Annotated in this window: 13 protein-coding genes and 1 tRNA gene; 8 read left to right on the forward strand and 6 right to left on the reverse strand. The window is 62.3% G+C overall.

All coding sequences use genetic code 11. The features are described 5' to 3' along the window. The first annotated feature begins 108 nt into the window (after positions 1-108). From FR699_RS01815 to surE, 3 genes are read left to right on the forward strand one after another with little or no spacing between them, the layout of a single operon-like run. Positions 109-867, forward strand: a complete 759-nt coding sequence (locus FR699_RS01815; protein ID WP_158853617.1) for a prephenate dehydrogenase — start codon at positions 109-111, stop codon at positions 865-867. Then, complete coding sequence (locus tag FR699_RS01820) at positions 860-2,272, forward strand: class I SAM-dependent methyltransferase (RefSeq protein ID WP_158853619.1); 1,413 nt, start codon at positions 860-862, stop codon at positions 2,270-2,272. Before FR699_RS01815 ends, FR699_RS01820 begins: the two co-directional genes overlap by 8 nt. A gap of 59 nt (positions 2,273-2,331) precedes the next feature. Continuing rightward, positions 2,332-3,150: a 5'/3'-nucleotidase SurE gene (gene surE / locus FR699_RS01825; protein ID WP_158853621.1), complete on the forward strand. Its 819-nt coding sequence runs from the start codon at positions 2,332-2,334 to the stop codon at positions 3,148-3,150. A gap of 16 nt (positions 3,151-3,166) precedes the next feature. Here the strand turns inward: surE and FR699_RS01830 are convergent, their stop codons facing one another. From FR699_RS01830 to FR699_RS01840, 3 genes are all read right to left on the reverse strand, one after another. After that, positions 3,167-3,340: a DUF5786 family protein gene (locus FR699_RS01830; RefSeq protein WP_154552053.1), complete on the reverse strand. Its 174-nt coding sequence runs from the start codon at positions 3,338-3,340 to the stop codon at positions 3,167-3,169. A 65-nt stretch (positions 3,341-3,405) separates the two neighbouring features. Next, complete coding sequence (locus tag FR699_RS01835) at positions 3,406-4,239, reverse strand: HD domain-containing protein (protein ID WP_158853623.1); 834 nt, start codon at positions 4,237-4,239, stop codon at positions 3,406-3,408. Between the two features lie 88 nt (positions 4,240-4,327). After that, the gene (locus FR699_RS01840) at positions 4,328-4,804 is read right to left on the reverse strand and encodes a redoxin domain-containing protein (RefSeq protein ID WP_154552051.1); all 477 of its coding nucleotides are present in this window, start codon (positions 4,802-4,804) and stop codon (positions 4,328-4,330) included. 130 nt (positions 4,805-4,934) lie between these two features. Between FR699_RS01840 and FR699_RS01845 the strand changes: the two genes are divergently transcribed. Together FR699_RS01845 and FR699_RS01850 are read left to right on the forward strand one after the other, a co-directional pair. Beyond that, positions 4,935-5,216, forward strand: coding sequence for a twin-arginine translocase TatA/TatE family subunit (locus FR699_RS01845; RefSeq protein ID WP_154552050.1), 282 nt, complete (start codon positions 4,935-4,937; stop codon positions 5,214-5,216). 61 nt (positions 5,217-5,277) lie between these two features. Beyond that, positions 5,278-5,350 (forward strand) — tRNA-Arg (locus tag FR699_RS01850). Positions 5,351-5,659: 309 nt separating this feature from the next. Here the strand turns inward: FR699_RS01850 and FR699_RS01855 are convergent. Continuing rightward, the gene (locus FR699_RS01855) at positions 5,660-7,213 is read right to left on the reverse strand and encodes a hypothetical protein (RefSeq protein ID WP_158853625.1); all 1,554 of its coding nucleotides are present in this window, start codon (positions 7,211-7,213) and stop codon (positions 5,660-5,662) included. A gap of 625 nt (positions 7,214-7,838) precedes the next feature. Here FR699_RS01855 and FR699_RS01860 point away from each other — a divergent pair. Further along, on the forward strand, positions 7,839-9,368 hold the full coding sequence (locus FR699_RS01860; RefSeq protein WP_154552048.1) for a cryptochrome/photolyase family protein: 1,530 nt from the start codon (positions 7,839-7,841) through the stop codon (positions 9,366-9,368). A gap of 11 nt (positions 9,369-9,379) precedes the next feature. On the opposite strand, the gene FR699_RS01865 is transcribed toward FR699_RS01860, so the two are convergent. Beyond that, a complete protein-coding gene (locus FR699_RS01865) occupies positions 9,380-10,417 on the reverse strand; it encodes a sulfite exporter TauE/SafE family protein (RefSeq protein ID WP_158853627.1) in 1,038 nt (345 codons plus the stop codon). 3 nt (positions 10,418-10,420) lie between these two features. Beyond that, the gene (locus FR699_RS13065) at positions 10,421-10,570 is read right to left on the reverse strand and encodes a hypothetical protein (protein WP_195837556.1); all 150 of its coding nucleotides are present in this window, start codon (positions 10,568-10,570) and stop codon (positions 10,421-10,423) included. 382 nt (positions 10,571-10,952) lie between these two features. On the opposite strand from FR699_RS13065, the gene FR699_RS01870 reads away from it, so the two are divergent. After that, positions 10,953-11,792 (forward strand): universal stress protein, encoded by an 840-nt coding sequence (locus tag FR699_RS01870; protein ID WP_158853629.1) that lies wholly within the window; start codon positions 10,953-10,955, stop codon positions 11,790-11,792. A gap of 74 nt (positions 11,793-11,866) precedes the next feature. Then, positions 11,867-13,867: a PAS domain S-box protein gene (locus tag FR699_RS01875; RefSeq protein ID WP_154552045.1), complete on the forward strand. Its 2,001-nt coding sequence runs from the start codon at positions 11,867-11,869 to the stop codon at positions 13,865-13,867. The last annotated feature ends 1 nt before the right edge of the window (position 13,868 follow it).

Genomic DNA, 13,868 nt, shown 5'->3' on the forward strand with positions numbered 1-13,868 from the left:
CCCGTCCGCGACTGTTAGCGCTTTCGACATCCTGCGGGACACCGGAAAATCGACCCACAGAGCCTGCAAGGCGAACGCCTTTTGATCCGCAAAGCGGTATCCGAACCCATGCACGTACTCGTCGTCGGCGCCGGGGAGATGGGCCGGTGGTTCGCCCGGACGCTTGAGGAACACCTCGACGATTCGCCCACCATCGCGTTTACCGACGCCGATCCCGCGATCGCACGCGCCGCTGCCGAACGCATCGGTGATCGAGCTGTCCCTCTCGAAACCGACGAACGCTTCGACCTCGTCTGTCTCGCGGTCCCGATTCCGGCGACGGCCGAGGCGATCGCAACGCACGCGCCAAACGCCGAGCGCGCGATCTGTGACCTGGCGGGCATCATGGACGAGCCGATCGCGGCGATGGCCGAACACGCCCCCGACTGTGAGCGGGTGAGCCTCCACCCGCTCTTTGCTCCCGCGAACGCGCCCGGGAACGTGCCACTGGTGGTCGATGAGTCTGGCCCCGTGACCGAGCAGGTCCGGGCGGCGCTCGGGGCGGCCGGCAACGACCTCTTCGAGACGACACCCGAGGAACACGACACGGCGATGGAGACTGTCCAGGCCCGGACCCACGCCGCGATCCTGGCGTTTGGGCTTGCTGCCCAGCCAGTACCAGAGCGATTCCAGACGCCGATCTCGGCGGCCCTGTTCGAGTTACTCGAAGAAGTCACCGGCGGCCACGCCCGCGTCTACGCCGACATCCAGGCGGCCTTCGAGGGGAGCGAGGCCGTCGCCGAGACGGCCAGCGAACTCGCCGCCGCCGACGCGACAGCCTTCCAGCAACTCTACGACCAGGCACGACCCGAGGATAGCGATGAGTGACGAGCGTCGCGAGGCAATTCTGAACAACGCGAAGTATCTCAGGGAGGTCCGCCCGATCGATCCCGACGAAATCTGTGAATACGTTCCGGACCAGCCCCACCCGGGTGTCGTCAAGCAAACCCTTCGGGAGGCGGCCGTCGATCTCGGCCTTCGTGAACGTGAGGACGGCACGTTCGTTCCTGCCCCTGTGGGACCACTCGACGCGACTGTCGAGCGTGCCGAGCCGTTCCCCGAGCGGTACACGAGAGCACTCGAAGACCGTCTCATCGCCGAATTCGGCCCCGGCTGGCCTGAGGGCGAGTCGGGCGACCGACTCCGGGAGCGAATTCGCACCGTCAAGGAGGCGTATCTCAACGACGACGCCGTCACCTACGATCGACTGACTGCACTGGCGTACGCCATCTACCACCTCCCCGATTACTACGCCGTCGGCCAGTACGCCCTCGAACCGCTCCTCGCCGAGGACCGACTGCCGGCACAGCTACGCGTCCTCGATATCGGGGCCGGCGTCGGCGGTCCGGCACTTGGCCTGTGCGATCTCGTCGTCGAAGCCGGGGGAATCGTCGAGTATCACGCCGTCGAACCCGGCGATGGTGCAGCCGAAGTTCTCACGGAACTGCTCGGGGCGACGGGTCCGAACGTCCACACGACTGTCCACCGCGAGCGGGCCGAAGCCTTCGAGCCGGGAGCGGAATTCGACTTGATCGTCTTCGGGAACGTCTTGAGCGAACTGGCCGATCCAGCGGCGGTGCTGGGCCGGTACGCTGACGCGCTTGCACCCGATGGCTCGGTCCTCGCGATCGCGCCCGCCGACAAACAGACGGCCAAGGGGATTCGGACGACCGAGCGAGCCCTCGAGGACACGTACACGATCTACGCGCCGACAGTTCGACTCTGGCCAGGAGAGCGGCCCGCAGGCGACTGCTGGTCGTTCACGCGCAAGCCAGACGTGGACGTGCCGCCGTTTCAGGGTCGGCTGGACGACGCCGCGGGGGCCGAGACGGACGGCGAATTCGTCAACGTCGACGTCCAGTATGCCTATTCGATCCTCCGGCGTGACGATGCCCGAGCGATCGAGTACCGTCCCGACCAATCCCGGGTGGCGAAAATGGCCGATGCCGAGGGATACGTTACCGACCGAATCGATCTCGTGGGGATCAAACTGAGTCCGGACCTCCGGGACGAGGCCGATGGAAACCCCGTCTTCCTCGTCGCCGACGGCAGCGAACAGGTCGATCACTTCGCCGTCCTGACCAAAGAGTCGATTCTCAACGGCGACCTACGCGACAGCGAGTACGGTGATCTACTCGCCTTCGAGAACGTATTGGCGCTGTGGAACGACGACGAGAGAGCGTACAATCTCGTCGTCGACGGCGAGACGGTCGTCGAGCGCGTGCCCGTGTGAGTGGCCTGCGGTCCAACCGACGGAGACAGGTTTTTCCCCGCCACCCACCGATTGCGCCCATGGATGCCGGTGAGCCGCAGATTCTTTTGACGAACGACGACGGAATCGATAGCGTCGGCTTGGGCGCGCTGTACGACGAACTCTCGACGGTCGCCGACGTGACAGTCGTTGCCCCCGCCGAGGACCGGAGCGCAGTCGGGCGCTCGATCTCCCCACACGTCGGTGTCAGCGAGCACGAACTGGGCTACGTCATCGACGGGACGCCGGCCGATTGTGTCGTCGCCGGGCTAGAGGCACTCGTTCCCGAGACCGACATGGTTGTCGCCGGCTGCAACGACGGGGCGAACCTCGGGGCGTACGTCCTCGGGCGCTCGGGAACCGTCAGCGCGGCCGTCGAGGCCACCTTCTTCGAGGTGCCAGCTATCGCTGTCTCGATGTACGTCCCCGTCAGAGACGACGACAAGTGGGAGCCACTGACCGAGGAACCCGAGTCGTATGCCAACGCGACGGCAGCGGCGCGGTATCTCGCCGAGGAGGCACCCGATGCCGGCGTATTCGAGCAGGCCGATTACCTCAACGTCAACGCCCCGCTGGCCGAAGACGGCACGGCGAGTGCGTCAATCGAAATAACGTCGCCCTCACGCGTCTACGAGATGGGCGCGATCAAAGACGGCGACGAGATCGAACTCCACGACCGGATCTGGGAGTGGATGGCCGACGGCACGATTCCCGATCCGGACGGGACTGATCGACGGGCCGTCGTCGAGGGCCGAGTCAGCGTCTCGCCGTTGACTGCCCCACACACCACCGAGCATCACGCGGCGCTGGACGAGCTGGCTGCAACGTACGAATCACGAACCGGCGATCAACCGCAATAGAGAGAACGGCCCGCAGTCAGTCTTTCATGTCCTGGAGTTTGTCCAGGAGCTCGTCTTGGGAGGCGTCGGCTTCGAAGTTGACTTCGCCATCGTGGTTGGTCGCATCGACGTCGACGCTCTCGCTGTCGTCGATATCTGCCCCACTGGCCTGGTTCTCCTGTTCGGATTCATCGTAGCTACCAAAGCCCATAACAGTGAAATAGAGTAACTCGACCCTCTAAAACCGTCCGGTGTGGAATCCGGTATGGCTCCCGTTCACAATTCGATCCGCTCGACGATCCGATCGGCGTCCTGCCGGGAGTTGATGGCGACGATCCGGAGATGCTCTTCGAGCCCCGAGTCCCGGAGCTTGGCTTTCAGGAGATTGTCCACCTGGTAGACGCCTGCAGCGTTCGTCATCTCGATTTCGATTAGCACGGGCGTGCCCTCGCCCGGCCGGAGATTCACTGCCTCGATGGCCTGACTGGAGACCGTGTTGATCCCGCGCCCGCCCTGTTCGTACGGGAATCGCGAGCGACCACTCTCCATGTCGAGGGCGTCGGCAACCCTGACGACCCCTGCCTCCAGGGTCAGTGGCTGTTCGTCGGTGTCGTGACAAAGGATCGCGTGCAGGACCTCGCTTTTGACACGGACCGCCTCGGCGACGTCGTAAAACGGCAGGTCTTCGAGGATCCGGTCGAGGAGACTCCCAGCCAACGGGATCGAATAATACGGATGGTCGTCTCGGTGGACGACGTGGCCGATGTCGTGTAACGTCGCCGCCAGCGCGATGATGACTGGCTCGTCTGCCTCGCCGAGACCCTGTTCGCGCGCACCGTTGAACACGACGCCGCCACGCTTCAGTAGGTCATAGAGACAGAGCGCCCGGTGGCGGACGATCTCGATGTGTTTCTGGCCGTGGTCGTTGTACTGCTTTCGCGCCACCGGGTTGACGTTCTGGGCAGTGAGATACGCTTGAATCTCCTCGTCGTCGGCCACGTATGCCAGGACCTCGTTGAGTCGCGCGTCCGGAAACGCGTGTTCAGCCCCCGGTTCGTAGATCCGCCCATCGCCGTCACCTGTCTCTGTCGTCTCCGTCGACTCGCTCATACTCGATACAAGAGCTACCACGAGAAAAAGGCCGCGCGTGTATTTACTCTCGCTCTCGTTGGCCGTCCACAGTGTGGGGGCCGTCGCCTCAGGCGGCGTCGGTCACTGCGTCGATAACTTCGTCGTAGTCGGGTTCGACGCCTGGATCGTCACTGACCCACGCATAAGACACCTCGCCGTCGCTGTCGACGACGAATACCGAGCGCTTGGCGACGTCGTAGACGCCCAGTTCGTCGAAGTCCATGGTGAGATCGTAGGTGTCGACGACCTCCTTTTCGGCGTCACTGAGCAGGCCAAAGGGGAGTTCGAGTTTGTCGCGGAACTCGTTGAGTGCGAACGGTGAATCGACGCTGATCCCATACAGCGTCCCGCCCACATCTTCGATATCGTCGCTGCGGTCGCGGAACTCGGTCATCTCGTGGCTGCAGACGCTGGTGAACGCGCCGGGGAAAAACGCCAAGACGATCGGGGCCTCGTCGAGACGTTCAGAGAGGGTAAACGAGTCGATGTCGCCGTTTGCGAGCGGTGCAGTAAAGTCGGGGGCGCTGTCGCCTTCAGCAACCATTGCACCCCGAGTAGGAATGGTGGCCCAAAAGATGTGCCGTTCACGACAATTGCCGGTCCGCACCGCTGGGATGATGTACACCTGGCTAGCAAAAAGCCTATATTACACAGTTAGCAAGAATCACGTAGCGATGATCGATGGATTGATCCTACAACTCGGTGGCATCCCGGGCGGACCCGAACTACTGTTGATCGTGCTGTTGGCAGTGTTGCTGTTCGGCGCAAACAAGATCCCCAAGCTCGCTCGCTCGACCGGGCAGGCGATGGGTGAATTCCAGAAAGGCCGCCAGCAAGTCGAAGAGGAACTCGAAGAGATGAAAGACGGGGCCGAATCGCCGGAGTCGGCGAGTGCCGACTCGACGACTCAGTCTTCGAGCGACTCCGACACCGACACCGAAACCCAATCGAACTAAGGGTTCTCAGGCGGCGGTCGAACGCAATCGTTTTTTCTCTCGCCACGCCAACCACTGGTCGGGACGCGTGGCCTAGCGGATAGGGCGAGGGGTTCCTAACCCCTCGATCGCGGGTTCGAATCCCGCCGCGTCCGTAACGACGAACGCAGTGAGGAGTGGAAGACCAAGGGATTCGAACCCGGGGAGTCGTAGCGACCGAGCGGAGCGAGGTCGACCGTCTCCACTCGGTTCGAATCCCGCCGCGTCCGCTTCGTTCCTCACTGTGTTCCTCACTCAGCGGCCGCGGCGTAGATCGCGAACGCTTCGCGTTCGCTCACTTCCGATAGACTCACTCCGTTCGTCTATCGATGTTCGCCTCGTGATACTCGGCTCACTCCCGCCGCGTCCGTGCAGCGACCGGAGAGAGTAAACCGACCCGGACAATTGGATCCTGGTACTCATACTCACGAGAGAGACCAGTCAGTAAGTTGTCCTGATAAGAACGTCTCTGCCTGTCGTTCTAGATATGCCCGTTGGGTATCGACGATTGCCTGTCTCAGATCTGCCCCGTCGGAGACACGGGTAGACGCCATCTGCTGTTTCCACTGGGCTGGTGTCCGCCGAGTCCGAACACGATCTCGAAGCGGTGAGATGTACTGTCGAACCTGTTCATCTCCGAGCCCCTGGGCTTGCAATCCCCCTTCCGCCGCACTGAACAGTTCCTCGTAAATGGCTTCTAGATCCGTCGTGAGTCGTCCGTTGGCGGTCATCCAGGTGAGGTCCGCATCCAGGCCGTCACGCATTGCGGCATAGAAGTTGTCTCTGGCGGTCTCCCATTTCAACCGGCGGACCGGATGCTGTGCGGAGTGGAAGTGTTCGAGCGCGCCAGCGAACACCGCCTGAAACGCGATCGTGTCGCGTAGTGTCGGTTGGCCAGCTAACGGTCGAAACTCGATCCGGGCGTTCGCACTCGACCGCTTTGCACCACCGAACACTGGCCGAATCCACCGCCAGTAGGTGCCGTGTTTCCGTCTGAAGTGTGCGAACTCGTCGTCGAATCGATCGCCGCGCTCGACAGGCATCGGCACGATCGTCTCATCGGCGGCGATGTTGTCGATCGCCTCTTCGACCGTCTCGAACTCTTCGGGGAACCTGACCTTCCGGACCTGGTCGGTGTTGAGCGAGGTTTCGAACACCTTGATCCGGTTGCCCATCCACGCGTCCTCGATGACTGTCTCTGGGGCCACACCGTCGTCGTAGAGACTCGGTGGGAAAAACGGGGAGTTGACGCCAAGCGCGAGGAGTGGTCCTGCAAGCCGAATCGCGTAGCTGAAATACGACGGGAGCGCTTCGGCGTTGGGGACCTGATAATGGGGCTGGATCGACGTGATGAGGCTCTCGGGCATGATGGTCTCTGTCTCCATCGAGACGTGTGGGGCATCGAGACGCCCGCCCGTGGGTGTCTCGGTGTTTCCCATCGCGTGATAGCGGATCGAGTCGCTCATGTTGGTCGCAATCGTCAGCCCATCGTCGTCGATGAAGTCGGTGAGATACTCGTGTGCCGTTTCGCCACTCGGTGGAATCGTCCACAGGCCGTCGCTGGCCAGACGCATGTTATTGGCGTGAATCGGCTCCCGCGCCGCAGCCAACCGAGCCTTGATCTCGGCCTGTTGGGCCTCGATCCCGTGCTCGTTGAGTGGCTGTGGCGTCGTACTCATCTCCGCGTTATGCAATCCCAGTTCCTTCTCGAAGCCGGTAAACGAAAGCGTCCGGCGAGGAATTCGCCGGAGCGTTCTTAGTTCGGAATCGCTTTGCTCTCTGTTCCCGTTGGTTGTGGCCTCGTCGGTTGTCGCGTAGAACTCACACTCTAATCCAACCAGTCCCTGCGGATTATCGAACGTTCCCTTTTCGACTTCGGCTTTGATGACTGCTGCATCCTGTTCGACTCGGGCCTGAAACTCGCTTTGAGAGATCTCCAGGACATCTTCTATCTCTGCTCCGAGTTCCGTCTGAGTCATGGCCGGCCGTCGCTGCCACGGGCTGAAAAAGCGCATGGTATCGGACTCGTCAACGTGACTTCTGTGTGGCGCACACGTACGCAATTTGTACCCGTATTGTGGGGTCGTTCGGCGTCATATCCCTACATGAGGCGTCGTCGTACTGATACCACACTATCGAACCCACGGACGCAGCGCAAGCCCCTGGGGGCTACTCGAGCATGATCGCATCGCCACACGCAGGACAGGTCGGTCCGGACGGCCCCTTCTCGAGTTCAGACTGTTTTCCCGTCCATCCACACGTCGGGCACTGGCTTAGTTCAGGTCCAGACACTGGGTTGTGATATCGTGGCGCCAGGTCAAAAAGCGTGGTGTCAGCTGACATCGCAGGGGCAACGAAGGCGTCTCTCTTCTCTGGCCCCTGCAACTGGCCGTTCCGTTGTGGCTGTCGGCGAATAGATTTACACGACGGCTGTGGCGACCGTTGTGAACGTTCTGTACCCATTCAGCTTCGACAGACAGTTCCTGTCGATATTGGCGCCCCTTCGCTCACCCTCACGTGCGAACCAGCCCCCAATTGAATCGGGGCTGGTTTTACCGTCTCCTCTCGCGTAGAATGTCACATGCGAATGCAGAGGGCCGCCCAATGACCGTCTGGGTCCTGGGCGATCAACTCACGACAGACGATGGACCAGTCGCCGAGCGATCGGACGAGCCAATTTTGTTGATCGAATCCCGGTCGTTTGCCGAACGGTTGCCGTACCATCCCCACAAGCTCGCCGTGGTGTTCAGTGCGATGCGTCACTTCCGGGATCGCTGTCGACGGGCCGGCCGGCAAGTCTACTATCACCGGGTCGAGACCTTCCGTGAGGGCCTTGAGGCACATTTCGACGCCCACCCGGACGACGAATTGACGCTCATGCGGCCCGCCGGGGGTGTGGACCGACTTCGCTCGCTGGTGGACGACTGCGGAGGCCGTCTTGAAATCGTCGCGAACGATCTGTTTTGCTGTTCGCGCGAGCAGTTCGATGACTGGGCGGATGGACGGAGTAGTGACAGCTACCGCCACGAGGACTTCTATCGGTTCATGCGCCGCGAGACTGGCTATCTGCTGGACGAGGGAGATCCCGTCGGTGGTGAGTGGAACTACGACGAGGACAACCGCGAGACCCCGCCCGACGACTGGGAGGCGCCCGCACCGCCAGCGTTCGAACCCGACGAGACGACCCACGATGTCCTCGCGTGGGTCGACGCCCAGTTCGATGGCGGCTACGACGAGCCACCGTACGGCGGCGCGTGGGCCGACCCGGAACCGTTCCGGTGGCCAGTCACGCGCGAGCAGGCCTTGGGCGCTCTCGAAGACTTCTGTACGAACCGCCTCGAAACGTTCGGGACGTATCAAGACGCGATGGTCCGGGACTCCTGGGCGATGAGTCACTCGTTGCTATCGAGCAGTCTGAACCTGGGTCTGCTCCACCCAGCGGAAGTCATCGAGCGAGCGATCGAAGCCTATCGAGCCGGCGACGCACCGCTCAACAGCGTCGAGGGGTTCGTCCGGCAAGTGCTGGGCTGGCGGGAGTTTCTGCGTCACGTCTACCGTCGCGAGCGTGAGGCACTCGCCGAGGCGAACCAACTTGCGGCGACCGAGCCACTGCCCGAATTCTTCTGGACGGGTGAGACGGAGATGGCTTGTCTCGCCGACGTCATCGCGGGCGTCCGTCGTCGGGGATACGCCCACCACATCGAGCGCCTGATGGTGCTTTCGAACTTCGCGACGACGTTCGGCGTCGATCCACACGCGCTCAACCGCTGGTTTCACGCCACCTTCGTCGACGCCCACCACTGGGTGACGACGCCCAACGTCGTCGGGATGGGCACGTTCGCAACCGACGTACTCTCGACGAAACCCTACGTGGCATCCAGCAATTACGTCGACCGCATGAGCGACTACTGTGGCAGTTGTCCCTATTACAAGACCAAGACGGTCGGCGAGAACGCCTGCCCGTTCAACGCCCTCTACTGGGACTTCTTGGGCCGAAACGAAGATCGCCTTCGGTCGAATCACCGGATGGGACTGGTCTACAGTCACTGGGACGACAAAGACGAGGCCGAGCGCGAGGCCATCGGTCAGCGAGCGGCGACCATCCGGCAGGCAGCCCACCACGGCAACCTTTGAGCAGCGGGCTATCAATCCGCCGGAGAGACCTCAGTCGTTCTCGTGTCGTCTCGGATCGCTCGCACGGCACTGTAGATGACGGCGCTCCCGACAGCCAGGGCGGCGAGCATGATCAGCCCGAAACTGATCACCTGAAGGATCTCGACTTCGACGGCGTTGCCGAGCTGGCGGAGCGCGACGGCCACCGCACCGCCGAGCAACATGAGCCCGAAGTAGATCTTGATCTCGCTCTCCTCGACGAGGCTGGTCGCGGTCGAACCGATCCGGGCACCGAGTGCGCTCCCGGCCAAAAGCGGCGCGACGATCGAGAGATCGACGCCGCCTTCCAGCCCGTAGAGGAAGGATCCGAGGCCGCCCGAGAAGACGATCTCGAAGAGGTCGGTCCCGACGGCGATCGGGACGGGCACGCCGATCAGGTAGAACATCGCCGGCATCCGGATGAAACCACCGCCGACGCCGAGGAACCCAGAGAGCAAGCCCGTCGCGAAGGCGACGCCGAGGATCATCCACAGCGAGACCCTGATCCCGCCACTGATCGACAGCATCGGCGGGACGGTGTAGGATTGGATTTGCTTTGCAATATCCGGAATCGCGTCGGGGTCGATCTCCGCGTCTGGGTCGTGGTGATCGCCACCGCCATCGTCCCCGTCGTTTTTGAGCGCATTGCGCGTGACAAAGAGTCCCACGCCTCCCAGGAGGACGACGTACGTCACGCCGACGACAAGCTCGGCCAGTCCCTGGTCTTGCAGGAAGTACAGCCCGATCCGACCGACCTCGATGCCGGCAGTGGTACCGACGATCATCAACCCGCCGAGTTTGTAGTCCACCTGGCCGAGGTCCCGGTGTTTGAGCGTCGCGATGACGGCTGTCCCGAAGACGAAGGCCATCCCACTCCCGACGGCCGTGGTCGTCTCGAAGCCCATGATCATCAACGCGGGGGTCACGAGGAACGACCCGCCCATCCCGAAGAAGCCAAACAGGACGCCGACCATGAAGCCAAAGCCGACGAACAGGCCGATCATGCTCGCGGCGAGTCCGAACAGTTCCATTGGTCAGAGCGTGCGAATGCGTTCGACGAGTGGTTCTCCGAGGACGTTCGACAGGGCGCCGTATCCCAGATAGAGCACGATCGCTTCGAGCAACACCGCACCGACGAGCGTAGCCGCCTCTCCCATCTGGGCGCCCGATCCGAGCCCGATCATGTGTCTCCCCCCGTCGTCGATAGTCGTGTGCGGATCATGGTTTCCTCTTCAATACCCCTTATTCCACGGGTGGGTAAAACGTTTTTGAACGGCCTACACAATATTACAGACGTGTATCTGCCACGTAACTGACGTCGATATTTGCATAGGTTATCTATATATGCGTTCGAACCTTCCTCTCGTCAACAAAACTTAGACCCAAAAACCTGGATTATACCGCACTTACGGCGAATATAGGTGCGTTTTGACGTGGGGCGCGTCAGACCGGTACGCCGGTGGTTGCCTGACTCGTGACACGAGTTCGTTTCGTGATTGTTCGATCCGCTCACTATTGTATTGGACAATCGAAGCAATATTATAACGCCGGCTGCTACAGATCGGTATGAGGGCCGTCTACGCGACAGATCTCTCTGCGGCGAGCGAGGCTACGATCGCCAACGAGACGTGCCTGGAGTGTCTCGATCGGATCGGCATCGAGGAGTTTCACCTCGTGACGGTCGTCCCGTCGAACGTCCACTCCGGGATGCCGGGGATGGACTTCGAGGAGCGTCGCCGACAAGCGCTGAACCGCTACCGTGAGACTTTCGAAAACGCCGGATTCGGAGTCGAAACCCACGTCGTCCGCGGGACCCCCCATCGCCGCATCAACGGGATCGCCGAGTCGGTCGGCGCGAGCCTTTCGATCGTCGGTTCGCGCGGGTCGAGTCCACTGGAGAACCGATTCATCGGTTCGACGGCCCGGAACCTCGCACGAACGTCGGTGACACCACTGTTGGTCAACCGGATCCAGCGGGCAACCGACGACCCGGACGTGCTCGCCGAACATCTGTTTCAGCGCATTCTCTATGCGACTGATTTCTCCGAGAACGCCCAGGACGCTTTCGAGGCGTTCTCGTATCTCCGGCACGCGACCGAGGAGGCGACGCTGGTCCACGTCGAGACGCCAGCGGATCCGGACATCGACGAGGAACCCCGGGACCAACTCGCTGAACTCACAGCCCAACTCGAGGCCTGGGATATCGAGACCCACCTCGACGTCCGGCAGGGTGATCCCGTCGAGGAGATTCTCGCCGTCGAGGACGAGCACGACCCGGCGACGACGCTCGTCGGGTCCCGGGGGCACAGCCGGCTGCGGCGACTACTGCTGGGCAGCGTCTCCGAGGATATTGTCGCCAAAGCCGACGGTAACGTGCTGCTCGTCCCGCCAAAGCGCGTGGCTTGATTGGCCGACTGGCCACAGCTCCGTCTTCGAGACAGCGCCGAACCGATTAAGTGCGGCCGGTGGGAGAATCCGTCATGGAAGAGACGATCCGCGTCCTCTACGTCGGAAGCGAATCGGACGCGGCCGCGTCTGTCGCGACTACCCTGGAATGCGAGGACGACCGTCTCGCCGTCGAGAGCGTCGTCGGCGCGAGCGCGGCCCTCACGTCTCTCGACGATAGTGGGTTCGAGTGTGTCGTTTCGGCGTTCGATCTACCCGACGCGACCGGGATCGAGCTGCTCGAAACCGTCCGGGAGCGCCATCTGGAACTGCCGTTCGTGCTATTCACGGCAATGGAGTCGCCAGTCGTCGCCAGCGATGCCGTCTCGGCGGGCGTGACTGAGCTCCTCTTTCGCGAGGCACGGCCAGCTCCATTCAGCAGGCTTGCAAAGCGTATTGTCGATATCGTCTCGGGGGATCGAGACCGCCGCGATAGCAGGTCCGGCAAGCAGTCCTCGCCAGCCCCCGAAGCGATGTCCCAATCCTCGGCCCAACTGGCGACGCGCCTGCGGGAACTCGAGCGCGTCGAGGCGCGTTTCGAGGCGTTGACCCAGCAGACGACACTCGGTGTGCTGACGATCGACGAGGACAGCGTTATCCAGTACGCGAACGATGCGGTCACTGGTCTGTTCGGCTACGAACCGGCGGAACTGATCGGCGAGCCGTTGTATACGATCATGCCCGAGCGGTTCCACGACGACCACATGGCAGCCGTCGCTCGCTACCTCGAGGCTGGCCAGCGACAACTCGACTGGGACTGGATCGAACTGCCGGGTCGCCACCGTGACGGGACGGAGATTCCGCTGGGGATCTCTTTTGGCGAGACCACGATCGACGGTGAGCACCGATTCACTGGGATCATCCGGGATATCTCTACACGCAAACGACAGCAGCGAAAGCGACAGGACACACTCGATACCCTCCAGCGGCTGTACGCCGTGACGGCCGATCCCGACGACTCGTTCGAGGACAAAATCGAGCGCTTGCTCGAACTGGGCTGTGAGCACTTCGAGTTGCCCTACGGGTTTCTCTCTCGGATCGAAACGGGGCCAGACGGCGATCTTTCGACCGGCACTCAGCGAATCGTTCACGCACACGGCGATCACGAACTCCTCCAGCCGGGGGAGACGTGTCCACTCTCGGAAGCCTATTGCCGCAAGACGATCCAGGCCGACGATCTGCTGGTGATCGCTGATGCGGTCGCGGCCGGCTGGGATGACGACCCTGCCTACGAGGTGTTCGATCTGGGGAGTTACGTCGGCGGAAAAGTCGTCGCCAACGGCGAGCTGTACGGGACGCTCTGCTTTGCTTCGACCGAGCCACGCGACGAGGCTTTTTCGGACGCCGAGCAGACGATCGTCCGGTTGATGAGCAAGTGGGTGAGCTACGAACTCGAACAGGGACTTGTTACGACTGAACTCGAACGCCAGAACGAGCGTCTCGACGAGTTCGCGAGTGTCCTCGCCCACGATCTGCGAAATCCCTTGAACGTCGCCGTCGGGCGTGTCGACGTCCTCCAGTCCGAGACCGACAGTGACCATCTCGAGGACGTTGCGGATGCCCTCGATCGGATGGACGCCCTGATCGACGACGTGTTAACCCTCGCACAGGGTGGCCAGTCGGTCACCGACACGACGGCCGTGGATCTCTCGACCATCGCCGAGGCATCTTGGGAGACCGTCGCGACAGAACACGCGTCGTTGCACGTCGACAGTACCGTGACGATCCAGGCCGATCGAAGCCGTCTCCAACAGCTGTTCGAGAACCTGTTTCGGAACGCAGTCGAGCACACCGGACAGGCTGTCACGGTCACCGTCGGCGCCCTCGAGAACGGGTTTTTCGTTGCCGATGACGGGCCGGGAATTCCGGTCGACGAACGGCAGACGGTCTTCGAGAGTGGCTACACGACTGCCGAGGACGGGACGGGCTTTGGCCTCGCAATCGTCCGGGAGATCGTCCAGGCCCACGACTGGACGATCAGCGTCACCGAGAGCGACGATGGTGGCGCGCGGTTCGAGATCATGACCGGCGGGTGAG

This window comes from Halorhabdus sp. CUG00001 (genome assembly GCF_009797925.1).
Lineage (GTDB): Archaea > Halobacteriota > Halobacteria > Halobacteriales > Haloarculaceae > Halorhabdus.